Annotated in this window: 19 protein-coding genes; 12 read left to right on the top strand and 7 right to left on the bottom strand. The window is 45.7% G+C overall.

Annotation, left to right across the window (positions count from 1 at the left end; genetic code table 11):
• Positions 1-563 precede the first annotated feature (563 nt).
• The 7 genes from LY387_RS17145 to LY387_RS17115 all read right to left on the bottom strand — a co-directional run bounded on the left by LY387_RS17145 (position 564) and on the right by LY387_RS17115 (position 11,177).
• A complete protein-coding gene (locus LY387_RS17145) occupies positions 564-2,090 on the bottom strand; it encodes a DUF1566 domain-containing protein (RefSeq protein WP_234496977.1) in 1,527 nt (508 codons plus the stop codon).
• A 116-nt stretch (positions 2,091-2,206) separates the two neighbouring features.
• Positions 2,207-2,905, bottom strand: a complete 699-nt coding sequence (locus LY387_RS17140; protein ID WP_234496976.1) for a response regulator — start codon at positions 2,903-2,905, stop codon at positions 2,207-2,209.
• A 22-nt stretch (positions 2,906-2,927) separates the two neighbouring features.
• Positions 2,928-4,385: an ATP-binding protein gene (locus LY387_RS17135; protein ID WP_234496975.1), complete on the bottom strand. Its 1,458-nt coding sequence runs from the start codon at positions 4,383-4,385 to the stop codon at positions 2,928-2,930.
• 134 nt (positions 4,386-4,519) lie between these two features.
• A complete protein-coding gene (locus LY387_RS17130; RefSeq protein WP_234496974.1) occupies positions 4,520-6,391 on the bottom strand; it encodes a methyl-accepting chemotaxis protein in 1,872 nt (623 codons plus the stop codon).
• Positions 6,392-6,655: 264 nt separating this feature from the next.
• A complete protein-coding gene (locus tag LY387_RS17125) occupies positions 6,656-8,923 on the bottom strand; it encodes an alpha-galactosidase (RefSeq protein ID WP_234496973.1) in 2,268 nt (755 codons plus the stop codon).
• A gap of 20 nt (positions 8,924-8,943) precedes the next feature.
• Positions 8,944-9,942, bottom strand: coding sequence for a substrate-binding domain-containing protein (locus tag LY387_RS17120; protein ID WP_234496972.1), 999 nt, complete (start codon positions 9,940-9,942; stop codon positions 8,944-8,946).
• Positions 9,943-10,082: 140 nt separating this feature from the next.
• Complete coding sequence (locus tag LY387_RS17115) at positions 10,083-11,177, bottom strand: ABC transporter ATP-binding protein (RefSeq protein ID WP_234496971.1); 1,095 nt, start codon at positions 11,175-11,177, stop codon at positions 10,083-10,085.
• Between the two features lie 371 nt (positions 11,178-11,548).
• On the opposite strand from LY387_RS17115, the gene LY387_RS17110 reads away from it, so the two are divergent.
• The 12 genes from LY387_RS17110 to LY387_RS17055 all read left to right on the top strand — a co-directional run bounded on the left by LY387_RS17110 (position 11,549) and on the right by LY387_RS17055 (position 26,710).
• Positions 11,549-12,469, top strand: coding sequence for a carbohydrate ABC transporter permease (locus LY387_RS17110; RefSeq protein WP_234496970.1), 921 nt, complete (start codon positions 11,549-11,551; stop codon positions 12,467-12,469).
• On the top strand, positions 12,469-13,320 hold the full coding sequence (locus LY387_RS17105; protein WP_234496969.1) for a carbohydrate ABC transporter permease: 852 nt from the start codon (positions 12,469-12,471) through the stop codon (positions 13,318-13,320). The genes LY387_RS17110 and LY387_RS17105 overlap by 1 nt, the downstream gene beginning before the upstream one ends.
• Before the next feature lie 103 nt (positions 13,321-13,423).
• A complete protein-coding gene (locus tag LY387_RS17100) occupies positions 13,424-14,653 on the top strand; it encodes an extracellular solute-binding protein (RefSeq protein WP_234496968.1) in 1,230 nt (409 codons plus the stop codon).
• Positions 14,654-14,744: 91 nt separating this feature from the next.
• Positions 14,745-17,852, top strand: a complete 3,108-nt coding sequence (locus LY387_RS17095) for a beta-galactosidase (RefSeq protein ID WP_234496967.1) — start codon at positions 14,745-14,747, stop codon at positions 17,850-17,852.
• A gap of 171 nt (positions 17,853-18,023) precedes the next feature.
• Positions 18,024-19,076: a UDP-glucose--hexose-1-phosphate uridylyltransferase gene (locus tag LY387_RS17090; protein ID WP_234496966.1), complete on the top strand. Its 1,053-nt coding sequence runs from the start codon at positions 18,024-18,026 to the stop codon at positions 19,074-19,076.
• A 58-nt stretch (positions 19,077-19,134) separates the two neighbouring features.
• Positions 19,135-20,295, top strand: a complete 1,161-nt coding sequence (galK, locus tag LY387_RS17085) for a galactokinase (RefSeq protein WP_234496965.1) — start codon at positions 19,135-19,137, stop codon at positions 20,293-20,295.
• A 16-nt stretch (positions 20,296-20,311) separates the two neighbouring features.
• Positions 20,312-21,349 carry a galactose-1-epimerase gene (gene galM / locus LY387_RS17080; RefSeq protein ID WP_234496964.1) on the top strand — a complete coding sequence of 346 codons (1,038 nt, stop codon included), beginning with the start codon at positions 20,312-20,314 and terminating at the stop codon, positions 21,347-21,349.
• Between the two features lie 244 nt (positions 21,350-21,593).
• On the top strand, positions 21,594-23,060 hold the full coding sequence (locus tag LY387_RS17075; RefSeq protein WP_234496963.1) for a sensor domain-containing diguanylate cyclase: 1,467 nt from the start codon (positions 21,594-21,596) through the stop codon (positions 23,058-23,060).
• 32 nt (positions 23,061-23,092) lie between these two features.
• A complete protein-coding gene (locus tag LY387_RS17070) occupies positions 23,093-24,010 on the top strand; it encodes a LysR family transcriptional regulator (RefSeq protein WP_234496962.1) in 918 nt (305 codons plus the stop codon).
• A 115-nt stretch (positions 24,011-24,125) separates the two neighbouring features.
• Positions 24,126-24,740 carry a LysE family translocator gene (locus LY387_RS17065; protein ID WP_234496961.1) on the top strand — a complete coding sequence of 205 codons (615 nt, stop codon included), beginning with the start codon at positions 24,126-24,128 and terminating at the stop codon, positions 24,738-24,740.
• Between the two features lie 109 nt (positions 24,741-24,849).
• Complete coding sequence (locus LY387_RS17060; protein ID WP_234496960.1) at positions 24,850-25,554, top strand: hypothetical protein; 705 nt, start codon at positions 24,850-24,852, stop codon at positions 25,552-25,554.
• A gap of 91 nt (positions 25,555-25,645) precedes the next feature.
• On the top strand, positions 25,646-26,710 hold the full coding sequence (locus LY387_RS17055) for an ABC transporter substrate-binding protein (protein ID WP_234496959.1): 1,065 nt from the start codon (positions 25,646-25,648) through the stop codon (positions 26,708-26,710).
• Position 26,711 lies beyond the last annotated feature (1 nt).

The following is a 26,711-nucleotide window of genomic DNA, read 5'->3' as shown; positions in this document are numbered from 1 at the left end:
TTTGGCGCCGAAACGTTGTGTGTATTTATTTATATACACTTTCTAAAAGTTGTAGAGGCGCTTTATCCGTGACAAGTAAAACAGTTTATGGTTGCAGTTGGAAGTGTTAAAAGTGTTTTTTTCTGACTTTTGTATTCAAATTGTTGTCAACTGCTGATTTTTTAAACATTGTTTGATGGTGTTTCTATAAATGCTTGACTAGCTGGCGCCATTTTCTGTTTTTTACTAATCACTCACTTGCATATTATAGATTAAGATTCTGGAGTTGCTTTCATTTTTAGCATGAGTGCATTTTCATTTTGGCGATTGTTAAGTGAATATAATTTCGGACGGTTAGTGCTAGCTACCAGCCTGGAAGGTGAGAAAGTGCATGTTTATATCGGATTATTACCCGATTATGGCAAAGAATATATAGATAAATACGATGTCAATAGGGTGGGGTAAAATTGAACGGGATGGTGCTGTAAACTATCCCGTCCGCCTGTTTAGAATGATCGCGATGCTTATAAGTTAAACTATAGTTAATAATGCGAGTGATTGCTAAATAAAGTAGAGAATTCCACTTATCTCTTAGGCAGTTCATCTCTAGTTATGAAACCATCCCTGTTTTTGTCGAGTTTATCGAAGTCTCTGGCTAGAGGACCGCGGACTTCACTACGAGATAACTTGTTGTCGCCATTGGTGTCCATATCGGCAAACGGGTCCCCACTACGACGCTGCGATTTTCCCTTGCCCTCCACTTTGCCTGCTGGTTTAGAGTCACTCAGGTCTGAACTAGACAGGGTATAGGTTTTCGTTGGACGTTCAGTTGTCTCTGGCTGTTCGACGAACCTTGTATTATTGTCACTGACGCATCGAACGTGGTTTTCAAACCTTACTGCATCACCCTGAGGCCCGTGACCTTGTGGGTAGCTTTGACCGTTATCCATCTTAGGGTCACTTCTTTGAGCACCAGCACCGTGTACGTCCACCCAGTTGTCACGCATGTAACCCATCGAGCGGCCAAAGGCGACGTAACTCGCGTTCTTGGCGTTCTTGAGATTCATGTGGGTCGTGCTGCTCCAATAGTTAGGGTAGTCAAGTTCGCCACCTTCATTGGTAATCTGACTAGCGTTGAATACTGGGTCTATGGACGGGCTATTGCTCGTTGCCGGTGAACGTGAGTAATCAACAATGGATTGAAGCTCTTTCACGTTAGGTAGACGCCAATCTTGACGACCCGCTAAATCGAGATTCTCACAGTACTCTAATGCACCATTCCAATCTAAGCTCGTTACGCTGTCGGCTGTTTGCCATATCAAACCTGTCGCTTCATCGTGTACTGTGCCGTTTAAATTAGCGACAAATTGGTTTACACCGTAATCAGAGTTCCCCCGAACAGCTAGGATATAGAAGGTTTTGTCTCCTCCACGGGGGCTCTGCATTCCGTAACCTTTGATGCGTCCATCAATAAAATTCACGCCAAATACGGTGTCATCTTTGCCCATTGTCTTAGAGACATATTGAGTACTACTTAAATATTGAGCATCAATGAGACGTTCACCCGATGCCATATCGCCAGACTCGAAGCCAAAGTAGCGATGGTCGATGAAAGGTCGAATAGAATAAGAATCAGGACCATTAATACCGCTTGGATCCTCGCCGTCAAAGAGGATCAGCGAATAGAGCTCTTTGATCGTAGGTAGTCGCCAGTCGGAAAATCCTGCCGTGTTTAGGTTAGCAATGTAGCTGACTGCTTGGTCGTAACTCATTTTATCGGCTGCGGTTACTTTTCCATCACCGTTGGTGTCAATCGATGCTGCCCACATTAGGCCGGTGACGTTATCACTTACCGTCCCATCGTTATTTGCGGTGTAACTTGGCGCGTATCCTTGATATTGGGCGTCTTGCCCGAAACCATACTCCCCTTGAACCGGGCAGGTTGAAAGCTGAGCCGACGCGTCTGAACAAACCGATTGACCTGTATCGACGATTTTATAGCTGAGGGATTCACTGCTGGAAGCTTGTCCTGTAAAGCAAAATGTCCCCCAAAGCACAAATGCTAATGTAGAAAGCTTGGGAAAGATTTGGCGGCGGTTGTCTGAGTTCATACACTACCTCACGTTCGTGTGTAAAAGCATACTTAATGGATGAAAAAAGTATGCTTGATAAAAGTGCAGAAAATATGGAGGTATCTGGGTTTGTTTGTGAAGATGAAATCCGATGGCTAGTCGCGTTCAGTCAACTCGAATCGATAACCCACGCCGTATATCGACTTAATCCAATCGTAGCTTGGGTTGATAGCCAATATCTTCTTGCGCAGGTTTTTTATATGGCTGTCAATGGTTCTATCGGTGACGACTCTTCCGTCTGAATAGATGCGGTCAATGAGCTGATCTCGGTTATAGACGACACCATGATGGCTATTGAAATGACGCAATAATTTAAACTCAGCAGGCGTCAAGGATAAAACTTCACTATCAATAGTGACCTTCATTTGCGCATCGTCGATGATTAGCGTCGCTTGAGGGCTGACTTGTTCAGCCTCGGACAGTGACGCCGTCTTGGTGCTTTGACTGCGCCTTAGTACGTTCTTGACCCTGGCAACAAGTTCTCTTGGGCTGTAAGGCTTACAGATATAGTCATCAGCGCCCAGTTCTAAACCTAGCAAGCGGTCTATTTCGTCGACTTTAGCCGTCGCCATCATGACGGGTACATCGCTGAAAGTGCGTAGTTCTCGATAGATATCCAATCCATCGCGATTAGGCAGCATTAAATCCAACAAAATTAAAGAAGGGGTGTGTTCTTTTACCCATTCGATGACTTTATCGCCGTCATCGACAATGTGTGATTCAAATCCATTATGCTGAAGGTATTCGGACACAATGTTTGCCAGTGAAGGTTCGTCTTCAACGATTAAAATCATGGTCATTCCTTTGTTTCTGTTTTTATTGCTCATCGTTGCTGGATTTTGGCAGCGTTACGACCATTTTCAAACCGCCCAGCGGAGAGTGTTCGGCGTTTAAGCTTCCATTGTGTGCTTTTACGATGCTTTGGCAGATAGCAAGCCCAAGTCCGGAGCCGCCATTGGCGCGGCTGCGAGATTTATCGACGCGATAAAGGCGCTCGAAGAGTTTAGGTAAAGCTTGCGTTGGCACGCTTGGATAACTGTCTTCAATAATGATAGTCGCCTCGGTTTTGCTCTCTTGAATTGAAAGTCTGACCGAGCCATTCTCATCAGTATAGCGAAAGCAGTTCTCAAACAGGTTCTGAAAAACTTGTTGAAGTGACTTCGAATCGGCGAATACTTCAATTTCTAAACTGTAATCAAGTTGGTGCGCAAGTGAGATGGATTTTTCTTGTAGCCTCAGTTCATAACGCTCAACGATAGGTGATAACACGTCTACAAGTGTTACGGCATCTCTCTGGTCACTGTCTTTGGCCCCACTATCTGATAGGGCTAATGTGTGTAAATCATTAATCAACCGTGTAAGCGTGGATACTTGGTCATGCAATCCATCGACATACCGCATTTCAAAGGGGCGAATCCCATCTTGTAGAGCCTCTATTTCACCCTTTAGCACCGCGACGGGCGTTCGAAGCTCATGAGAAATATCGGACAGCCACTGGTCTCTCAATTGTTTCTGCTGCTCTAACGACGCGGTGAGTTGATTAAATGCATCGACAAGGTCGGCAAGCTCATCGCTCCCAGTATGCTCAATGCGATGATCCAACTGACCAGAGCCAACAACTACGGCACCATGATGCAGCGCGCTTAGCGGCTTAAGCAAGTACCGCACTGAGAAAAATGCGATCGTTAAGGTCAGTAACAGAGCGGCCAATGAAATGGTCAGCACATGAGTATTCTGTGACTGAATAAAGCTCTCGGCAAGCTTATTTGAGACGCTGCGACTCTGAACTACGCTAAGCCAGCCAACTGTATTGCCGTCATGATCGATAGGTACATAGCTTACATATTGCAAGCTTTCGTCAAGGATAAAGTCGTGGCTCATTGGGCCTAGCAAAGGCGTACGATTTTCATCAAGCAAGCTGATGCGCACTCCCAGTGGAACAAATAAGACGCTTTCTCGTTTAAGTTTTGATAAAGGAGGAGGCCTGTCAGGAGGAAATCTATCATGTCTTGGAGGTGGTCCTTCGCCAATTTGATGCATCAAGGTGGCGAGCACTTGTGGCGAGCGAAGCAGCTTATCCCAACCATAGGTTTCGGAGTAGTAACTAGAGACATTGCTTGCAAGGCTTTCTACCTTTGTGAGCTCTTCTTGATTCAAGTAGCTTTGTAGCCCTTCTTTGAAGCTAGAGTTAATCAGATACGCCATACCTGCTAACAGTAACAAGCTTGAAGTTAGAAGCGATAAAAACAACTTTTGAAACAGAGTAAAGCGCATGCGAATCCAGAGAAAACGGAGTGTTAGCTTTAGTCTACCTCAATATTGTGGAGAAAATTTGGAGAAATAGCGATGGTTAAAAAAGAAAGCTCCGGTATTAAGACCGGAGCTTTAAGCTTGAAGTGTTAGCGAGCTTATACCTTGAAGCGGTTTAGGATCGCTTCTTGCTGGTGAACGTTATCAAACTGCTCAGTCATTGCCGTGTTCGCGCCATTAGCGGCATCAGATACTTGTTCACTTAGATCTTTGATCTTGATGGTGTTGGCGTTGATCTCTTCGGCAACCAAGCTTTGCTCTTCTGCTGCTGCGGCAATTTGCATGTTCATATCAGAAATCTGTGCGATAGATTGACGAATACGTTCTAGCGCATCATTAGCACTTTGCGCACGATCGACGGCCATTGTGGCGCTTTCCTTACTTTGAGACATAGCGCTAGAAACAGAGTGTGCGCCTGCCTGAAGCTGCTCAATCATGCTGCGAATTTCTGTTGTTGACTCTTGAGTGCGCTGAGCTAGAGTACGAACTTCGTCGGCGACCACTGCGAAACCGCGACCTGATTCACCAGCACGTGCAGCTTCAATGGCTGCGTTTAGAGCGAGTAGGTTTGTCTGGTCTGCAATGTCATTGATAACCTTAAGAATGGTTTCAATGTTGTCTGTTGCTGACTCTAGCCCTTGAACCTCGATAACTGCTTCTTCAATACTCATAGAGAGATTAGTGATAGCCGATGTGGTATCAAGCACTACCTCAGAGCCTTCTTGAGTCGCAGTGTCTGCGGCTTGCGCGGCACTTGCTGCACCTTGAGCATTGTTAGCGACTTCTGATGAGGTACTCGCCATTTCATTCATTGCGGTCGCAAGTTGCTCAAGTTCCTGAAGCTGGGTATTCATTGCAACTGCTGAGTGTTTAGCGCCTTCCGTTGTTTGCTGTGTGAGCGCTAGGATCTTGGTTGAAATCTCTTTCGACTGAATGATTTGCTGCTGAAGGTTTGCGGTGAAGGTGTTAAAGCCTTTCGCGAGTTCTGCAAACTCTGCGTCCGTGTCTGTGTCTAGGCGATGTGTTAGGTCTCCGTCGCCGTTTGCAACGTCTTGAATCGCAGCGTTCAGATCTGTTAAAGGACGCATCAGGAATTGGATGAGAAGCGTCAGAGCAATAACGCTGACAATCACGCCTACCAAGATAAACATGATGGACTGATTACGCATTTTACCAATGGCTGCAAAGGCGACATCTTTATCGATGATCGCGCCCACGTACCAATTCTCATTAGGAACTTGAATGAGGTTTACTTGGTAATCTTTACCATTAATTTGAAGTTCTTGAGTACCTTGCGTGAGCTGAATGCCAGGAACGAACTTAGCTACAGGTTGACCGTTAAGGCTTGCGTCTGGGTGAGCAATCGTCATGCCTTTATCCGTCACCACAAACAAGTAACCTGCGTTGAAAAGGTTAGTTTGGTTTACTAGGTCAGCGAGTGTGGTCAAGGTGACGTCAAACACAACGCTACCTACAAAACGACCGGATTCGTCGTTAAGCGCTGAGCCCAACGAGATGATGACATTGTTAGTCGATGAATCTACATAAGGGTCGGTAATGATTGTGCTGTTGGCTGCCTTAGCTTCTTTATACCAAGGGCGCGCACGTGAGTCATAGCTGCTATCTGGTACCCATCCATCGTTACTGATTAGCGAACCATTTGATTCATAGCCCACACCTACCGCTTGGAAGTTAGACTTCAGTGTTGAGGTGGTAATGATGTCTTCCACGTAGTCGTTATTCAGAGGGTCAATTTCCAATGACTCTGTAACGGCACTTGCCATATCGCGCTTGGCGTTTAGGTCATAAGTGATAGTGTTTTTAACGCCCGTGGTTAACTCGTTGATGCTAGTGTCAATGTGACTTTGAAGTTCGCTACGCACCGTGATCAACTGGGTAATCCCAAGGGTTGAAACGGTAACGAGTAGCAAAGCCGCTGAAGCGGAAACGATTTTGTGACTAAATTTCATACTACTTCCTAGATTTAGCTCTAAATATTGCCTTTATAGATAGCCAACATTGAATGCATAACTGGTGTTATGAATCAGATTTATTATTAAGAACAGTGTTTTGTATAACTATACAGATTATCGACCTGTCAGGCATGAACTTTAGGGAGAGATATCGAATATTTTTACTGGTCATAACAGTGATATAAGTAAGGATATATAAAAGCAATCGCCCGCTATTCCGTGGTTAGGAATAGCGGGCGATTAGCGTGCTGATTTATAAATTTATTTTCGTTTAAGGTGGTAGATTCTCGAACCAAAATCGCCAATATGACGGGTCTGTTCAGTGATCTCTACACCTAGAAATTGGCTGTTCAAAGGCAAACCAAACGCGGCGAGCTGGTCACCAAATAGGCGATAAAGCTCTGGTGTCGCTTTCACGTTCGTTGTTTCCACCTCTTCATTGTATTGAGAGCGTGACTGAACCTCGAACTCAGATTCGGGCTCGAAAAATGGTAGCTTGATTCGCTCTAAATCGCCGTTACTTTGTTGAAGTTTTTGGTAATAGCCAAGCAGTCCCTCAGTACCGTCTTCGTTAGTGACAAGCCAATTGGAGATATTGTTGTCAAAAGGCGAGGCTAGCCGATAGAAACGCCCAAATTGAATCAGCTTGCGATGTTGCTTATAGAATGCAATTTGTTCTTTGACAGCCTGCGTTTCATTGCTTGAGAGCTGCGTGATATCAAGTTGATAACCAAAATTTCCGAACGCCGCGACATTAAAGCGAGTCTCCAGTGGTGTGCGACGCAGTACCTGATGTGAAGGTTTGGCAGCGACGTGAGCACTCATAGAGGACAGGGGATAACACATGGATGTGCCGTGCTGTATGTTTAAGCGCTCAATAGCATCGGTATTATCACTGGTCCAGGTTTGAGGCATGTAGCAAAGCATACCGAGATCGAATCGGTTGCCGCCGCTAGAACATGACTCAAATAGGATATTTGGAAATGCATTGGTTAAGCGAGCTAATAAGTCGTATAGCCCAAGAACATATCTGTGATTAAATCCGCTTTGAGTCGATGGGCTTAAAGACTGGGCGTAATTGTCACTGAAGTTACGATTATGATCCCACTTCACATAGTCTACATCCGCTCTGGAAAATACGTCACTCAGTTTATCAAACAGGTAGTCGACTACGTCTGGGTTTGCCATGTCTAGAACGAGCTGGTTGCGTCCCAGAGAAGGCTCTCTTAGTGGATGAGCGACCGCCCATTCGGGGTGTTGTCTAAATAGCTCACTGTCAGGTGATACCATTTCAGGTTCGACCCAAATACCAAACTTTAGCCCGTAGCTTTTGACTTTTTGACTGATACGAGCAATGCCCCCTTGGAGTTTTGGGTTGTCGAAGTAGTCTCCGAGACTCGTAGTATCATCGTCTCGTTTGCCAAACCAACCATCATCGAGAACAAACAGCTCAACACCAATATCTTGAGCCTTCTGGGCAATAGCATCCAGTTTGTCGTAGTCAAAATCGAAGTACGTTGCTTCCCAATTATTCACTTGGATGGGGCGTTCAACTAATCGCCACTGCTCGGGTACCACATGATGATTAATGAAGTGATGCAGTTGTTGGCTCATGGTATTTAAACCAGAGGCAGAGAAGGTGAGAGCAACCTCTGGCGTCGTGAAGCTTGAGTTGGGTTTTAGCTCCCATCGGAAGTCAAAGTCATTGATTCCTGTCATGACGCGAGTTAAGCAATGCGGCGACACTTCAGCAACAGATAGGTGATTTCCGCTGTAGAAAACACCGAAGCCGTAACACGAACCTACGTGCTCGTTGGTTTCTTTATTTGCTAGTGCGATAAACGGGTTATGGTTAGCACTACTCACGCCTTTCTTGGAATCTATCTGCACTATGCCCTTGTTGAGTCGTTGGCGTGCAATTTGTGCTTCTTTTATCCACTTGCCTTGAAGGTGGATAAGGTCAAAGCCTTCCTCTGCAAAATCGACACAGCTACTGAGCACGCGATGAATTTGCATGCTTTGGCTGTCTTCATTACGAATAACAAGATGGCGAGTAATAACGTTTGAGGTTTCATAAACCGAGTAGTGAACGTCGACAGCCAATCGAGTGATAGTGTCGACAAGCGTAACGATAAGGTGCTGACCTTTTTCTTCGCCACTTGCTGACGGCAACCCCGCGAGTGCGGGTTTGCTGCCGACCACTTGGTGTGAAGAGTAGGTGAGGTCGGTAATGCGTGACCCATCTGCATACTCAATGTGTAAAAGTGGGCTTCGGTAATCGCCTTTCCCTAAGGTGGGGACTTCGAGTTTCAGGGTATCTAAACTTTGTCCAGGAACATCAGCGTAGTCCGTTGTCGAGCCTATCTTTCCGCTGTAACGCTGGTCAAGTGCTGCAAAGCTACTGCGATGTGTCATCTTGTCACCGTAATGGAGATTGATGAGATGACCTGTTTCGTTCGCTTTGATGATGTAACTTGTTTTGGATGTTTGGAGATGGAACTCAAGCTGTTCGCTATTAACAAAAATCATTGCGCCACCTTAAGGGTTGGTTAGCGTGTCATTACGGACTTACGCTGCACGAGAGTTGGAGTGAAAACAATTGGGTCATCCTCAATCTTCTCGCCACGTGATAGTAGCAAGGCCAATCGAGCCGCTCTTTCTGCCATCATGGCGATAGGGTAGCGAACCGTAGTTAGGTGAGGATGCACGAAACGGGCGATCAGACCGTCATCGAAGCCAATTATGGAAATGTCTTGAGGGACAGCAATTGCATTAGTTTCCAGCGCTTGGATCGCACCTGCTGCCATATAATCGTTGTAAGTTACGACGGCAGTAATATCGAGTGACTTTGACAACAAATTTGTCATAGCCAGCTCACCGCCATCACTGCTTGGTTCGCCAGCCTCAATGTAGTTTTTGGAAAGCGCAATACCGTGGTCTTCTAGTGCGGTGCGATAGCCTTTAATTCGCTGATGGGTATCTTCGATATCCTGAGAAGAGGCGATACACGCGATGTTACGATGCCCTGATTTGATTAGTTGCAGAGTGGCAAGGTAGGCACCACGTTCATTATCAAGCGAAATACAGCGCGATTCGATCTCTGGAATGTAGCGGTTGATAATGACTAACCCTTTCACCTCTTTGGCGTAATTGATGAGCTCCTCATCACTGAGACCTTTGGCATGTAGAATAATTGCATCGCATCGACTGTTAATCAGCAGTTCTAGCGCATGGCGTTCATCCTCAGCGTTGTGGTAGCCATGTCCAATTAATATGTGCTTTCCCGCTTCTCGAGCAACTTGATCGACCGATTTCAATAGAGTCCCGAAAAATGGGTCTGAGACATCCGCTACGACAACTCCCACTGTGTTGGTGCTTTGATTGACCAAGGCACGCGCTGCCGCATTTGGGCGATAGCCGAGCTTCTTCATCGCTGCCGTTACAGAAGTAATGGAAGACTGACTCGCTTTAGGCGATTTATTGATCACACGAGACACTGTAGCGACAGAGACTCCTGCTTCTTTTGCGACATCTTTGATGGTTGCCATTGGGCACCTTTTACTTGGGCTCTTAAATTAGGCGAGTATTAGAGCGTGTTTCATAGCGGAGCGCAATTTTTTGGATAAACAAATCCTCGTGGTTACTATGATTGCTCGAATACTCGCTGAGACTTGCGACGGACTCGAGGTTATAGGGTGACGCGTTGGCCGTCCGCATCGAACAGGTGCACATCCTCATAGGTGCAGCTTATCTCAACTTTTTCAAACTTGTTGACTGCTTGGTCACCTGGCAGGTGTACCTTGAATCCGTCGACACCGGACGCCTGTCCGAACAAGTAGGTGCTGTTGCCTAAACGCTCCACAACTTCACTTTGGAACTGCAATTTGACCGGACTGTCATGGTTGAGTGTTAGATGTTCCGGTCTAACGCCAAGGCTCAGTTTGTCACCTGTATTAGGTGTAGAGGAACTGCTGTCAGTTCGCGGAAGCGTAAAGCGCTCACCTTTGTCAGTTTTTAGGGTGAGGTTAGTATCGGTAATCTCTTCTACTAGGGTAGGAATGAAGTTCATTTTAGGAGAGCCGATAAACCCAGCAACAAACTCGTTTTGTGGTGTGTGGTATAGCTCAAGAGGGCTGCCGACTTGTTCTACCCGACCATCTCTCAACACCACGATTTTGTCGGCTAGCGTCATCGCTTCAACCTGATCGTGTGTCACGTAGATCATCGTGTTAGCTAAATCTTGATGGAGCTTCGCGATTTGCAATCGCATATCAACGCGCAGCTCTGCATCTAGGTTGGATAGGGGTTCATCAAATAGAAACACCTTAGGGTTACGGACAATGGCGCGACCGATGGCCACACGTTGGCGTTGACCACCAGACAGCTCTTTGGGTTTGCGCTTTAACAAGTGCTCTAATTGCAGTGTTTTAGCTGCATTCTGTACTTGCTTATGGATGTAGTCCTTAGGATGGTTATTCATCTTGAGACCAAAACCCATGTTTTCTTCTACCGTCATATGAGGGTAGAGGGCATAAGATTGGAACACCATCGCCACGCCACGCTCTGCTGGGTCGACGTCGTTGACTTTCTCATCATCAATGTAAATCTCACCATCGGAGATCTCTTCTAGCCCAGCGACCAAGCGAAGCAGTGTTGATTTACCACAGCCAGATGGTCCGACAAACACCACAAACTCACCATCATTAATATCGAGATCCACACCGTGGATGGTTTGTACCTTGCCAAAACGTTTGATGACTTGGTTTAAGCGGATGTCAGCCATAAGAACTCCTAGTTATGCAGACAAGTAAAAGCAAAAGTTTAGCGAGTGTTAGCGGTTAGCCTATACGTTCTCGATAGCGCTAATCGTGCTCGCATGATGTCCGTTGATACCATCACCATACGCCCTAATCGCACTCTTGTTAGCTGTCAAACCCAGAATAGTTGATCATGATCATAATTTGTTAACGAATTTGAGTGAAAAGTGTGGAAACGTTTACAGTTTTAATTTTGAGCAGTACAACATTTCACCATGCTGGCTAATATTTAGGTGTATTTTCACTAAAACTCATCTAAAACAGTACTTATTGTTGATATTTACTAAAATTAATATGTGTTAACAGTATGTTGCGATGAGGTAGGAGTCACCTTGAAATGGAACAATCTGTGAAAACGGTATACCCCAAAAACCGATTACCTTCACAGCGGCGTAAGAGCCGCATTAATACCAATGTTGCCCCCTGGCTTTTTTTGGCGCCAGCGATGCTCATTTTTGCGGTTTACGTGATTTATCCCATTCTGGATAGTATCTGGCTGAGCTTTTATGAGTGGGACGGGCTCGGCGAGAAAACATGGGTTGGTTTAGATAACTATCGCGAGCTCTTTGACTCAGAAGCCTTCTACACCTCTTTAAAAAACAACTTTTTGTGGTTGGTGTTCTTTATGCTTGCACCACCCCTAGGGCTGGCTATCGCGCTGTTTCTAAACCAACAGGTGAGGGGAATACGCGTTGTTAAATCGTTGTTCTTTTTCCCTTTTGTTATCTCTCAAGTGGTTGTCGGTTTGGTCTTCGCTTGGTTTTATGACCCATCATTTGGTCTGTTCAATATCGTATTGGGCTTCTTCAATGTTGAGCCTGTGGCGATTTTGTCGAATGAAGACTACGTCACCTACGGCATCATTGCAGCGGGTCTGTGGCCACAAATTTCATACTGCATGATTCTCTATTTAACGGGCTTAAACAATCTTGATCCAGAGCAGCTTGAAGCAGCACGATTAGATGGTGCGAAAAAGCTTCGCATGCTTTGGTATGTGGTTCTGCCTCAGCTTCGTCCAGCGACCTTTATCGCTATCGTCGTTACTGTGATTGGGGCTCTTCGCTCCTTTGATTTGGTTGCGACTATGACGGCTGGTGGCCCTTGGGGTAGTTCTACAGTGTTGGCATATCAAATGTACGAAGAGTCAATCTTTAACTATCGGATGGGCTATGGTGCGGCGGTTTCTGTTGTTCTGTTCCTGATTATGGATATCTATATCGCTTACTTCTTGTGGCGAATGCTAAGGAGTGAAAAATAATGTACCCACAACCGATCGAAAAGTCAGGACGCTTTACCAACATAAGCTATCGAGTGGCTTTGCCTATCGCCATTGTCCTGTGGTTACTTCCGCTTATCGCGGTAATGATGACGTCTATCCGCTCTATGGAGGACATCAACAAAGGTAACTATTGGGGATGGCCAACGGATATCCAGTTTATTGAAAACTATACTCAGGTATTCACTGCGACGCCGATGGGTCAATACCTGCTCAACAGTCTTATCATCACGTTGCCTGCTGTTGCTGGCGCGGTTGCTCTGTCTACGTTGGCAGGCTTTGCTCTAGCCAAATACAACTTTAAGGCGAATATCTGGATCTTTGCGATGTTCATCGCAGGCAACTTCGTGCCGTTTCAAATCTTGATGATCCCTGTGCGTGACCTGACCATTACCTTTGGGCTTTACGATACCCACTGGGCTCTTATCTTTTTCCATGTCGCGTTCCAAGCGGGTTTTTGCACGCTGTTTATGCGTAACTTCATCGTTGGCATTCCAAACGCACTGATTGAAGCTGCGCGAGTTGAAGGCGTCAGTGAAATGAAAATTTTTTGGCATGTCGTGCTACCTCTTGTGAGACCTGCACTTGCGGCATTGTCGGTTCTCGTCTTTACCTTTATATGGAATGACTTTTTCTGGGCACTAGTACTTGTTCAAAGTGATGAAGTACGTCCGGTGACAGCTGGATTGAGTTCTCTGAAAGGGCAGTGGTTGGCAGCATGGCAATTTATGTCGGCGGGTGCAATCGTCGCTGCTATTCCTCCGGTGGTGTTGTTCTTTACGATGCAACGTCACTTTATTGCAGGTTTAACATTAGGAGCGACCAAAGGTTAATTCTAAGTGTACTGCATACCCCGCGTTGAATGCAGTGTATCAACGCAAAACATAACGATAACAAATGGAGCCTGAGCTTACGCTCGACAATAAGGATCTTACTATGAAAACTGTGAAACACCTCGTTGCTACCACGATACTAAGCGCAACTGTCTCTGCTACAGCATGGGCGGGTGAGTTAGTTATCAACTCTGACCAAGCAGACCCTGCACCAAAGGAAGCTTGGGCTGAAATCGTAAAACGATTTGAAGCAGAAAACCCAGACATTACGGTGAAGTACAACCTGTATGACAAAGAAGCGTATAAGACGACGATACGTAACTGGCTGGTAACGTCTCCACCGGATGTTGTGTTCTGGTATGCGGGTAACCGTATGAAAACGTTCGTAGACCGTGGTTTGCTTGAAGATGTGAGTGATATCTGGGCTGAGAATAACATGGCTCAGGACTTCAAATCTGCAGCACCGGCAATGACGGTAAACGGTAAGCAATATGGCGTACCATACACGTATTACCAATGGGGTGTGTACTACCGTAAAGATATCTTTGAGAAGTATGGCATCGCAGAACCGAAGACATGGGATGAGCTAAAAGCTGCCGCTGCAACACTGAAGAAAAATGAGGTTGCACCATTCGCTATCGGTACTAAGTACCTTTGGACAGCAGCAGGTTGGTTTGACTACATCAACCTACGTACCAACGGTCTAGATTTCCACATCGACCTAATGGACGGTAAGGTCCCATACACCGATGAGCGAGTGAAAAAGACATTTGCTAACTGGGCGGAACTTGTTGAACCAGGCTACTACCTTGAAAACCACGCATCATACTCTTGGCAAGAAGCACAGCCATTCCTATATAACGGTGAAGCCGCAATGTACCTAATTGGTAACTTTATTGCTCCAAACTTCCCTGACGAGTTGGAAGGCAAAATGGGCTTCTTCCAGTTCCCTGTGATTGACCCTGCTGTTCCTTTGGCAGAAGACGCGCCGATGGATACGATTCACATCCCAAGCAAAGCGAAGAACAAAGAAGATGCTCGTAAGTTCCTTGCATTTGTTGCTAAGCCAGAGATTCAGCAGCTTGTTAACGACGTTCTATTGCAAATCCCGACGAATAGCAAAGCGAAGCCTGCTGATGATGAGTTCCTAAACATCGGTGTTGAAATGCTAGCTCAAGCGAGTGGTACAGCTCAGTTCTATGACCGTGATACTGATCCTGCCATGGCGAAAGAGGGCATGAAAGGTTTCCAAGAGTTCATGGTAAAACCTGAGCGTGTCGATCAGATCCTCAAACGTTTGGAAAAAGTGCGTCAACGTACATTTAAAAACTAGGTAAACACAGGATATCTGTTTTACCCAATACCAATGAGCGCTCTCAACGCATTGGAGCGCTCTTTTTGTCTCGGAACAGTAGGAAGTAGAGATGAGATCTTTCGCCCAAGTCATCGCCGCTCGCGAGTGGGAAAACCAACACGTCGTGCAACGTAATGTGCTTGCCCCTCATGCGCCTTTGCGTGCCTATCGCACCATAGAAGAGGCTCGAACCAATCAAGCATCTTTAAACCAAGTGTCATTAAATGGTGAGTGGAAGTTTCACTTGTTGGAACGTCCTGAGGATATGTTGGAGTCGTATGTTGCGAGTGACTTTGATGATGGGCAATGGGACGCTCTATCCGTTCCGAGCAATTGGCAACTGCATGGTTATGACAAGCCAATCTATACCAATGTAAAGTACCCATTCGATGACAATCCTCCGTATGTTCCAGAGCAAAACCCTACAGGCGTTTATCGCAAGCGATTTCAATTTGCGAGTCAGTCAGGTGCGACTACAACCATCACGTTTGATGGCGTCAACAGTGCTTTCCATCTTTGGTGTAATGGGACTTGGGTCGGCTACTCACAAGACTCACGTCTACCTGCTGAGTTCGACCTGAGTGCTCATTTAGTTGAGGGCGAGAACCAGCTGACCCTTATGGTCCTGCGCTGGTCAGATGGCTCTTATCTCGAAGATCAGGATATGTGGTGGCTTAGCGGCATCTTTCGTGATGTCACTCTGAGGACCAAACCTAATAACCATATTGCCGATGTCGAGACGATCGCTAGTCTCCAGTCTGATTATCGCGATGGGCTTCTTAAAGTGATGACAAAAGTTGCCAAGCCGGAGTCTACTCAAACCATTTTGGTCACAGTTTATGACGATACAGGGAGGCTTGTATCGGAACAGTCGCAAGTGATGGGCGTTGAGTTTGTTGATGAAAAAGGTGCGTGGGACAATCAATCCATTCATAGAATTAAGTTGGATGATGTAAACGCATGGAGCGCAGAGCGCCCGTATTTATATCGAGTTGTCGTTTCACTGCTTAACGATCAGAAGCAAGTTGTCGATTGTGAGGCTTACTCTGTAGGTTTTAGAAACGTCGAGATCTTAGATGGCCAGCTATGTGTAAACGGTAAACCCTTGCTCATTCGCGGTGTCAATCGTCATGAGCATCACCCTGAGCTGGGTCATGTGATGACACGAGACGATATGATTCGTGACATCAAACTCCTTAAGCAAAATAACTTTAATGCGGTTCGAACGGCACACTATCCAAATCACCCAATGTGGTATGAGCTTTGTGACCAGTTTGGGCTGTATTTAGTCGATGAAGCGAACATTGAAACTCACGGTCAGTTTCCAATGTGCCGTCTGTCTGATGATAGCGAGTGGTTAAATGCTTTCATGAGGCGTATGGTTAATCTGGTTGAAAGAGATAAAAACCATCCCTCGATCATTATCTGGTCGTTGGGGAATGAATCGGGAATTGGCAGCAATCATCATGCGATGTACCAATGGGTTAAGCAGCGTGATCCATCAAGACCGGTTCAATACGAGGGTGGCGGTGCGATGACATCGGCGACGGACATCATTTGTCCTATGTATGCCCGTGTCGATTGGGACTTGCCTGTGGTGGGGCATCAGCCAGAGGTCACACCTCGCGTAGGCATCAAAAAAGCCATTGCGCTACCCAATGAAACGCGCCCTCTGATCCTATGTGAATATGCCCATGCGATGGGAAATAGTCTTGGTAGTTTCGTTGAATACTGGAAAGCTTTTCGTGACCATCCAAGATTACAGGGTGGGTTTATTTGGGACTGGGTAGATCAAGGGCTTACCAAATTTGATGATAAAGGGCAGTCCTATTGGGCTTATGGTGGTGATTTCGGTGATGAAATCAATGACCGACAGTTCTGCATCAACGGACTGATTTTCCCTGACAGAACGGTGCACCCAACTCTGTTTGAAGTTAAAAAAGCGCAGCAGTTTTTCCAGTTCAAGTTGATCAGCGACCAGCCACTTGTGATAGAAGCTGTGTCTGAAAACTTGTTTACTTCCAGTGACAATGAAGTCCTCTCTTGGCAGCTTTTGGAAGATGGCAAAACAGTGCAATCTGGAGAGGTCGCACTATCCATTCCTGCTCAAGCTAGTCTTCAGATACAGCTGTGCGATGCTATCGAGCGACGTCCAGGTGCACGCTATCACCTTAATCTACAAGTGACATTAATCAATGCGACACCTTGGGCAGAGTCAGGACACATCACCGCGTGTGAGCAAATTGAGTTAGCCTCTATTCCCAAGCTCCATCTTGCTGAAAAGGAAAACTTTGGTTCGCTCCAACTGCTTGATACTGATACTAAGCTTCGAATTGAGAACGATAGTTTTGTTATTGAGTTTGATAAAGAGACAGGCTATTTGGCTGATTGGATGGTAAGTGGAGCCGAGGTACTGAGCCAACCAATACAAGACAATTTCTATCGTGCCCCCCTAGACAATGACATTGGTACAAGTGAAGCGAATAAGCTCGACCCTAACTCCTGGTTCGCACGCTGGGAGGCCGCTGGATTTAGAACGCTTCGACGAGACGTTCAAAGCTTTGAGGCTTATGAGGTCTCTGGTGGTGTAGAGATAAAGTGTGTTGCTATCTACAGTAATGATCTAGCCCCAGTAATTTCAAGCACTTGGCGTTACCACATCGCGAGTGATGGCTCGGTTGCTATCGATGTTGATGTCACGCTCGCTCGAGGTCTACCACCGATTCCGCGTGTTGGCCTTGAGTTATGTTTGCCAAAACAGACGTCAAGCGAAGATCGAATTATGGTTGATTGGTTTGGCCGTGGTCCACACGAAAACTACCCAGACAGATTGTACTCAGCTCATATCGGTCGTTACCAAAAGTGTCTTGAAGAGATGCACACCAATTACATTTTCCCTTCAGAGAATGGTCTTCGTTGTGATTGTCATGAATTATCGGTAGGCAATCTCTCGGTGGAAGGTGAGTTTCATTTTTCTGTCAGTGAGTTTAATCAAGCGAACCTTGCCAGCGCAAAACACACAAACGACCTTGTAAAAGATGATGCGGTGTATGTACGGATTGACGGCTTTCACATGGGAGTGGGGGGCGACGACTCTTGGACACCAAGTGTTCATGATGAGTACCAACTTCGTGAGCAGCACTATCGATATGCCTTGGTATTGAGGACCGCGGATTAATTGGTTGTAACCGTTAATCACTTTTTGAACGTTGTGCAGAAAATAAGCTAAAAGAATTGGATGCTTTGGGAGTGAAAACGTTTACATTATCGAGAGTTGCATCACGGATTACTAATGGACTCGCTTGATAGAATAATCAAAACGGGCCTGCGAAACAGATTGAGAAACATTATGGCTGATATACATTTTGACCCAGTAGACCACCCACATCGCCGTTACAACCCGCTGAGCGGTCAGTGGATCTTGGTATCACCACACAGGGCTAAGCGCCCATGGAGTGGTCAAGATGAGAAACCCTCAACCGCTGAGCTACCAAGTTTTGATAAGGGGTGTTTTTTGTGTCCGGGTAACGCTCGAATCTCTGGCGAAACGAATCCTGATTACGAGGGAACCTACGTTTTCTCCAATGACTTTGCAGCATTGATGCCCGACTCACCAGACGCACCGCAATCTGACAATCCGTTGTTTAAAACTCAAGGCGTGAGAGGACTGAGTCGCGTTATCTGTTTTTCTCCTGATCACAGCAAAACCTTACCAGAGTTATCCGTCACTAAAATTCGTGGCGTTATCGATACCTGGAATGAACAGATTGAAGAGTTGGGTAAAGACTACCTTTGGGTTCAGGCATTTGAAAACAAAGGGGAAACCATGGGGTGCTCTCAACCTCACCCTCATGGACAGATTTGGGCGAACAGTTTTTTGCCCAATGAAATTGAGCGCAAAGAGATCCATCTAAAAGATTACTTTGAACAGTACGGCTCTAACTTACTCGTGGACTATGTCGAATCTGAGCAAAAGGACGGTTCGAGAACGGTCGTCGAAACAGAACATTGGCTAGCCGTCGTCCCTTATTGGGCAGCTTGGCCTTTTGAAACCATGTTGTTGCCTAAGGCCCATATTCGACGAATGAGTGAGTTAAGTGACGTGCAGCGCGATGATCTCGCCTTGGCAATCAAGAAGTTGACCAGCCGATATGACAATCTGTTTCAGTGCTCTTTCCCTTACTCAATGGGCTGGCATTTTGCGCCGTTCTTTGAAGAGGGTACGAATATCGACCATTGGCAATTACATGCTCTTTTCTATCCACCGCTTTTGCGCAGCGCCACGGTTAGAAAGTTTATGGTGGGCTACGAGATGCTCGCTGAATCACAACGAGATTTAACGCCAGAGCAAGCCGCTGAGCGACTGCGCGTACTGAGTGACGTTCATTACAAAGAGCGTTAATACAACATCCCATACGTTGGCTGAGTCGACGTGTTTACACAAGATTTGAGAGTTCATTATGTCTGATTTAATAAATAACGTGAAAGCGTCTTTCAAGCAGGTATTAGATTACGAGCCGACCCATGTTGTGCAAGCACCGGGGCGTGTAAATTTAATAGGCGAACATACCGATTATAATGATGGTTTTGTATTACCTTGTGCAATCAACTACCAGACAGTGGTCGCTGCGGCCAAAAGAGAAGATAACCAAGTTCGACTCGTCGCTGTGGATTACGACAATGATACCGATGCGTTCAACCTAGAAGAGCCGATTGAGTTTCAAGACGATAAAATGTGGGCGAACTACATTCGAGGCGTGGTCAAGTATTTGTTGGCGAGGGGCTATGAGTTTAACGGCGTTGATATTGCCGTTAGTGGTAACGTGCCCCAAGGTGCTGGTTTAAGCTCTTCAGCGGCTTTAGAGGTCGTGATTGGACAAACCTTTAAAGTGCTTTACGACTTAGATATCAGCCAAGAAGAAATCGCGCTAAACGGCCAACAAGCAGAGAATGAGTTTGTTGGTTGTAACTGCGGAATTATGGACCAGATGATTTCGGCGAAGGGACAAAAAGATCATGCCATGTTACTCGATTGTCGAAGCCTTGAATCCACCTCAGTATCTATGCCCGAAGGCATGTCCGTCGTTATTATTAACTCCAACAAAAAGCGCGGTTTAGTTGATAGTGAATACAACACCAGACGACAACAGTGTGAAGAAGCGGCTCGCGTGTTGGGAGTCAAAGCGCTGCGTGACGTGTCGATTGAGGTGTTTAATCAAAAGCAGGACCAACTCGATGAACTGGTCGCGAAGCGCGCTCGTCACGTCATTACTGAAAATGCGCGTACTGAAGAGGCGGCCAAAGCACTGATGGCTGGTGATATGAAGCGAATGGGCGAACTGATGGCTGAGTCACATGCCTCAATGAGAGATGATTTTGAAATCACAGTCACGGAGATAGATACGCTTGTTGACATCGTGAAGTCTGCTATTGGCGAAAATGGCGGCGTTCGCATGACGGGAGGCGGGTTTGGTGGTTGTGTTGTTGCATTAGTTCCACCTAGTTTAGTGCCAGTCATCGAGCAGGCAGTGAATCAGAACTACGAAGCAGCAACAGGATTAAAAGAGTCGATCTACGTGTGCCAAGCTCAATCAGGCGCGGGACTTGCTGAAGCGCTTTAGTAATAAGAGATAAGTTATGGGAATCGAGTTTAGTGGTATCGCAAAAGATGGCCAGGCACCAAAGTTAGTCACCTTATCCAACGCAGCTGGGATGGAAATAACGGTTATGGACATCGGGGCGGCTTGGCTGAGTTGCAAGATTCCAGTAGACAACAGTCTACGAGAAGTGCTGTTGGGCGTGAGTTCAATAGAGGATTACGAGCGTCAGCAAGTCTACTTGGGCTCGACGGTTGGTCGATATGCTAATCGCATTGCTGGGGGGAAATTTTCGATCGATGGAAATAGCTACCAAGTGGATACCAACCAAGCCGGAAACTGCCTACATGGCGGACGTGACGGGTTCGATAAACGGCGTTGGATCCTCATAAAACAAACAGCAAATAGCGTTGTGTTTGAACTTATCTCTGAAGATGGTGATCAAGGGTATCCGGGTAGACTCGTGACGAGAGTGACTTACACGCTCACCGAAGACAACTCTGTCAACATTGATTACCGGGCCTCAACTAATAAGGCGACCCCAGTTAATCTTACCAATCATGCTTATTTCAATTTATCTGGGGCCGATAGCGGGGAGACGGCGTTAGAACATTGGCTTCAAATCGATTCATCGCATTACCTACCGACTAACGAAGTTGGCATCCCGCACGAAATGCCTGAGCTGGTGAGTGAAACGAGCTTTGATTTTAACCGCACCAAACGATTGTCTTCTGAACTACTAGTTAATGAGCAACAAGTACAAGCGAAAGGTTATGATCACTGCTATTTATTGTTGAGTGGGCGCGATATCTCCTCACGCGTTGCAGCGTTGCAATCTCCAGATAAAAAGCTGGGAATGTCAGTGAGTACGACCATGCCCGGGATGCAGCTTTACACTGGAAATTGGCTTGCGGGTACCCCAAATCGAAATGGTGGAACATATGAAGATTATACGGGTTTGGCACTAGAGACTCAGTTCTATCCAGATTCGCCAAACCGAGATTGGCGCGAATCCAACACCATTCTCAGACCTGATGACGAGTACAATCATAGTACGAGGTATTGCTTCGAGTTCTAAATGAACAATGTGTCCAGAGAACTCAGGTAGAGGTGAAATTTTAGACTGATTTCGGTTTTGAGACGTAGCTGCGAAACTCTAGTAGTCAACATTTTAGGCTGTTTTAAGCAGGCCGTATTTTATAAATGCTGCTTAAGTCTCAAGCATATTGAGACGTAGATCCAGAATTACAACAATGCGGAAGGAAAGTCACAGTTTTACCTACTATAAATAATACTCTTATAGATAATGGTGAGTGTATAACATGTTGATTCGGGCCAACTTTAGTACGTTGGTGACCTCGATTCTGATGTTGCTTTTGGGGGGATTCCCAGCACTGGCATCCGGATCTTCCGCGCAAGATACCGGTGCTTTGGCGTTGGAACAGCACGGAGAGCAACCGTTGACTCCAAAGCGCCTAATAGTGTCTAACTCGAAAGCGTGGAAACCCTATTCTTTTCTCGACGACGCTAATCAGCCTGCGGGGATTTTGATCGACCTGTGGAAAGCATACGGCGAAGCGAACGATATTGTTATCGAATTCAAACTTGTTGATTGGCAAGAATCCATTGATCTCGTCAAAGCGGGGCAAGCAGACGTCCATGCCGGCTTATTATGGTCGCGTGACCGAGCGAGAGTTTTGGCATTCGGAGAGCCTCTATTCGAATTAGACACTCAGCTTTATTTTCATCACTCATTACAAAGTTTTGATGCTGATGAATTTCTTCTTGGTCACCACAACCACAAGGTCGGGGTAGTTAAGGGTGGTTATGAAGCAGAATATATGCTTAACCACTTTCCCGAAGTTGGGTTAGCTTATTTTGACAATAATGCTCTGATGATAAAAGCGGCGCGAGACAACAGGATTCGAGCCTTTGTCGCCGATCTTCAAGTAGCGAACTACTATTTGCATATTGGCCCTAAAAGCGGTCAGTTTATCGATGTTAAGCACCTATATTCGGGTGATATTCATTACGCTACGTCGCAATCGAATGTAAGCCTAATGGAGTCGATCATTGCCGACTTCAAACATGTCGGAAAACAGGATTTACAGCGGATTTACGGACGATGGATGCATATAGAAACCGTGTACCCCTCCTACTTACCGGCAATCGCCATTTCTGGCATTGTTATCATGCTTCTTATCTACCTAGTAATTCTAAAACATGTAGTGAGAACCAAGACTCAAGAATTGTCCGCTGAAAACGTACAGTTAAAGTACCTATCTGAGACCGACGCTTTGACGGGACTGTGGAATCGTCGCTATTTTCTGGACAAATTGAAGTACTTCCGTAGGTCCAACAGCAATTTAACGGTCATGATTATCGATATCGACAATTTTAAAATTGTGAATGATACCTACGGGCATATTAAAGGGGATGTGGTAATTAAGCATGTGTCCGAGAAAATAAAAGCACTGACTAACTCAAGTCATATCGTTGCTCGTATTGGGGGAGAAGAGTTTGCGTTAGCCTTCATTGATCAGCCCGTTTGCTTCTCGGATGAACTTGCGCACCGTATTTGTCAGTCTGTGAGAGATATCGACCTCGATGAAATAGATGGTTTGCCAGTGACCGTTAGCCTCGGGTGTGCGATCTATCATTGTGCTAGCGACTTTGAAACGCTGTATGAGGCCGATAAACTCATGTATGCTGCTAAAAAACAAGGTAAAAACCAGGCTGTAGTGGAGTACATACCCACTCAAGTTGAACCGGCACAAGCACTAGAATAGTGCGTCTGTCTAACGTATTTTTCACGGTAACAATGGCTAGTAAAACCAATCTAAACCTGTTGTACACGCTTCAAGTGCTACTCTCAGAAAAGCATGTCAGTCGAGCGGCTTCGCGTCTTAACGTGACTCAGTCTGCTGTTAGCCGTCAATTAAGTCAGCTAAGAGATATCTACCAAGATCCATTGCTGGTGAGAGAAGGAAGTCATTATGTTTTAACGCCGCGAGCAATACAGCTAAGTGCAGAGTTAGAAAAGCTATTAGAGGAAATTCAAAGAGTCTTGGGTAGTCAGGAGTTTGACCCGAAACTTTATGATCAAACGCTTACGTTTTCCTCATCGGATTATGTCGCACAATACATTTTTCCTGAACTTGTTAGCCAGTTATCGCCGCTCGCTCCTCTACTAAAGTTCTCTTATCGTTTGTGGGAACCAAAGTTGCTACAGAAGTTGGGCGATGAAGATGTTCAACTGGCCTCAACAATGTTGCCTAGTGCGCCGGAATCATTATGTTCGCGTAAAATTGGCGAGGATGTACCTGTGGTAGTGGTTCGAGAAGGGCATCCTTTGTGTTCGAAAGCTGAGATCACTTTCAATGATTTAGAGTCCTATCAACATATCCGAATTTCCGCAGGAGGAGACAAAGACAGTTTTCTCGACTCTGCAATGAAGGAAAGAGGTCTTGAGCGTCGAATTTTGGTTTCCACCCCGTTTTTTAGCTCGGCTTTCGCGATGGTGCAGCAAAGTGATGGACTATTAACGCTACCAGAGCACATTGCTCATAATCTAGAGAAACGCTTATCACTGCGCACCTTCTCACTGCCCTTTACTCCGCCTACACATCAGTACTGGCTTATATGGCATCCAAAGTACGAACAAGATCCTGCCCACAAGTGGGTGAGAGACAAAGTCCTCGCGTATATGCAATCGTCTATGTATTCCGTGAAAAGTTGATTCTCTATGTACTATGATTTCATGTGATGATGGCCATGATTAATTGTGATTTCAAATCATGATATTGAGATGATAGAGTTCACTCAACGAGTTGGAATTACACACGGAATAGATTATGACGTTTACGATTTGGTTATCACTGCTAGCCATTTGCTTATTAGGGGCTATGTCCCCAGGTCCGAGTTTAGCGATTGTTGCTAAACACAGCTTGGCTGGTGGGCGACGCCACGGTCTCGCCACTGCATGGGCTCATGCATTTGGTATCGGTGTGTATGCATTAGTTACTGTGCTTGGTCTGTCAGTGCTTCTACATCAGTTCCCGATGCTATTTAAGACTATCTCTCTACTGGGGGCACTTTATCTCGCATGGCTGGGATATAACGCGATTCGCTCTAAAGGTGGCATTGTTGATAGATTAGAGTCAGGCAAGCAAGTATCGGTAGCATCTGCTGCACGAGAAGGGCTGCTTATCTCGTTACTGAGTCCGAAAATCGCTCTGTTTTTCACGGCTCTATTTAGTCAGTTTGTTGCCGTGGGAAGCGAAATTACTGATAAAGCCATTATCGTCACGACACCCCTGATCGTTGACGGACTTTGGTATACATTAATTACGTTTATGCTTTCATCGCCACGCTTATTGAATACGCTAAAGTCAAGAGCGAAACTTATTGACCAGTTGTCTGGCGTGGTACTGATTCTACTTGCGGTAAGAGTTGTCACTACTCTATAGTTTTCTCGCTAAACCTCACAGTTTAATAAACAAGTTTGTTCACTGAAACTTGAGATATGGTGTTTATCTTCATAGACTTAGATATCTCTCTCATGTTTCGGAGAACAAATTGAAACTACCTACCATACTACTCAGTGTGTTTACTGTTGCTTTGATTCAAGGGTGTAATCACACCTATGACGAGCCTCGCCCGGATGTCTTTACCCTAGAGAATATCGATAGATTAGTGGTTGAAGATATTCTAATTCCAGAGAAGCTCGATCCTAGAGAAAAAGATTATAAGTACCTAACGGGGGCAACAGATCTCAACGGAAATGGCAGTGAAGAGTTATTTGTATTAATGCTAGACCCTTACTTTTGCGGGTCGGGTGGCTGTACGGCTTATCTATTTCAAGACTCCGGAGAGCTAATTAATAGAATGACAGTGACCAATACGCCTGTACTTCTTGCTAGTCGAGAAACCAACGGGTGGAAGAATTTTTATGTGTGGAGTGATGGCTCTCTTAGAACCATGGCATTTGATGGAAAATCGTACCCTGCAAATCCATCGGTTGAACCCGAATATGATAGGAGCCGAGAGTTAGAAGCTGCGAGGCTACAAATTGAAGTACAAGAGATCTATGTGCAAGACGGCTTTGACTTAAAACAGGTCGAGGAAGTGCCTATATTTTTCCCTGCTCACACGTATCAATTTGACTTCAAGCATCATGGAGACCCTGATAACCATTATCTATTTACTATAGATATGGTTACTGGAGAATCAGAATTGGATATGCGTCCCAAGACTAACGGCCAGGAACAAGCTAAAGAGTAATAATTCTCAATTTTGAGATGATAAAGACTTCGCCATCACCCTGCTACTGTCCTAGGCTCTTTATGTTAGTAAGAGCTAAAGGACTTAGCAGATGTCGAAACGAAGTTTGGTCAAAGGACGGGCTGTACTCAGTTGTTGGTTATATCTGTTGTTTGCTGTTTGCTCGCCCTTGTACGCTCACCAAGGCGACGACGCCGTTCACCTTTATAACTGGGAAGCGTTTTTAGCGCCGATTGTCATCGAGAAGCTGAGACAAGATCATCAAATTAGCATCGAACAAATCTATTTCTCTGACGAGTCAGTTCGTGATGAGTTACTGCTGAGTGAGCGTGGTAAAACCATTGATATTGTTGTCGTTGAAAGTGTCCGATTACAAACATTGGGTCAACTCGGTGTAGTCCGCCCAATACCAGAGCTTCGACAAAAACTGTCAGGTCGTTTTGAGCACAAATGGATGGAGGCATGCGGTGACTTTGGTATTCCTTATGCGTGGGGTACCAGTGGTATTCTTTATAGACGTGATAAATTTTCCAAGCCGGTAGATTCTTGGGAAACGCTACTCAAGCCGAATAAGGGTCTCGACGGCAAAGTGTCTATGTACTACCACCCTATAGACCTTGTAGGGGTAGCGTTACTGTCATCCAACAAAAGTCCATTTACTGATGATGAAGCATCACTTCAGCAAGCGCATAAGCTATTGCAGACCCAACGATCATCGCTTGCTTCCACAGACTACATTCTTGCAGATGTTGCTACACCAAGTGCGCTTGAGACCATCGATATAGCTTTTGGTTATGCAGGTGATCACCATGTATTAAATGAAGCTGAAAACAAAGATGTATGGGAGTATGTTGTGCCTAATGAGGGCACAATTGTCTGGTTGGAGTGTTTAGCGATACCCGCTGGCAGCCGTTTCCGTGAACAAACAACAGTAGCGTTAGACTACTTGACCTCACCTGAAGTGGCCACTCTTAATGCTCAAAGTGCCTGGTTTTCAACACCTAACGCAAATGTTGAAGCTTTGCTGAGTAGAGAGTACCGTGAAGACCCTGCAATCAGTCCAGCCTCAAACCTCATTGAGAAAAGCTTTCTGTACACGCCTGTGAGCGACAACGGCTTACTCATTCGCCAAAGAATTGTAGAAGATTTGAGGTGAT

Source organism: Vibrio maritimus (assembly GCF_021441885.1).
Lineage (GTDB): Bacteria > Pseudomonadota > Gammaproteobacteria > Enterobacterales > Vibrionaceae > Vibrio > Vibrio maritimus_B.
This window is presented reverse-complemented; position numbering and strand designations above follow the sequence as displayed.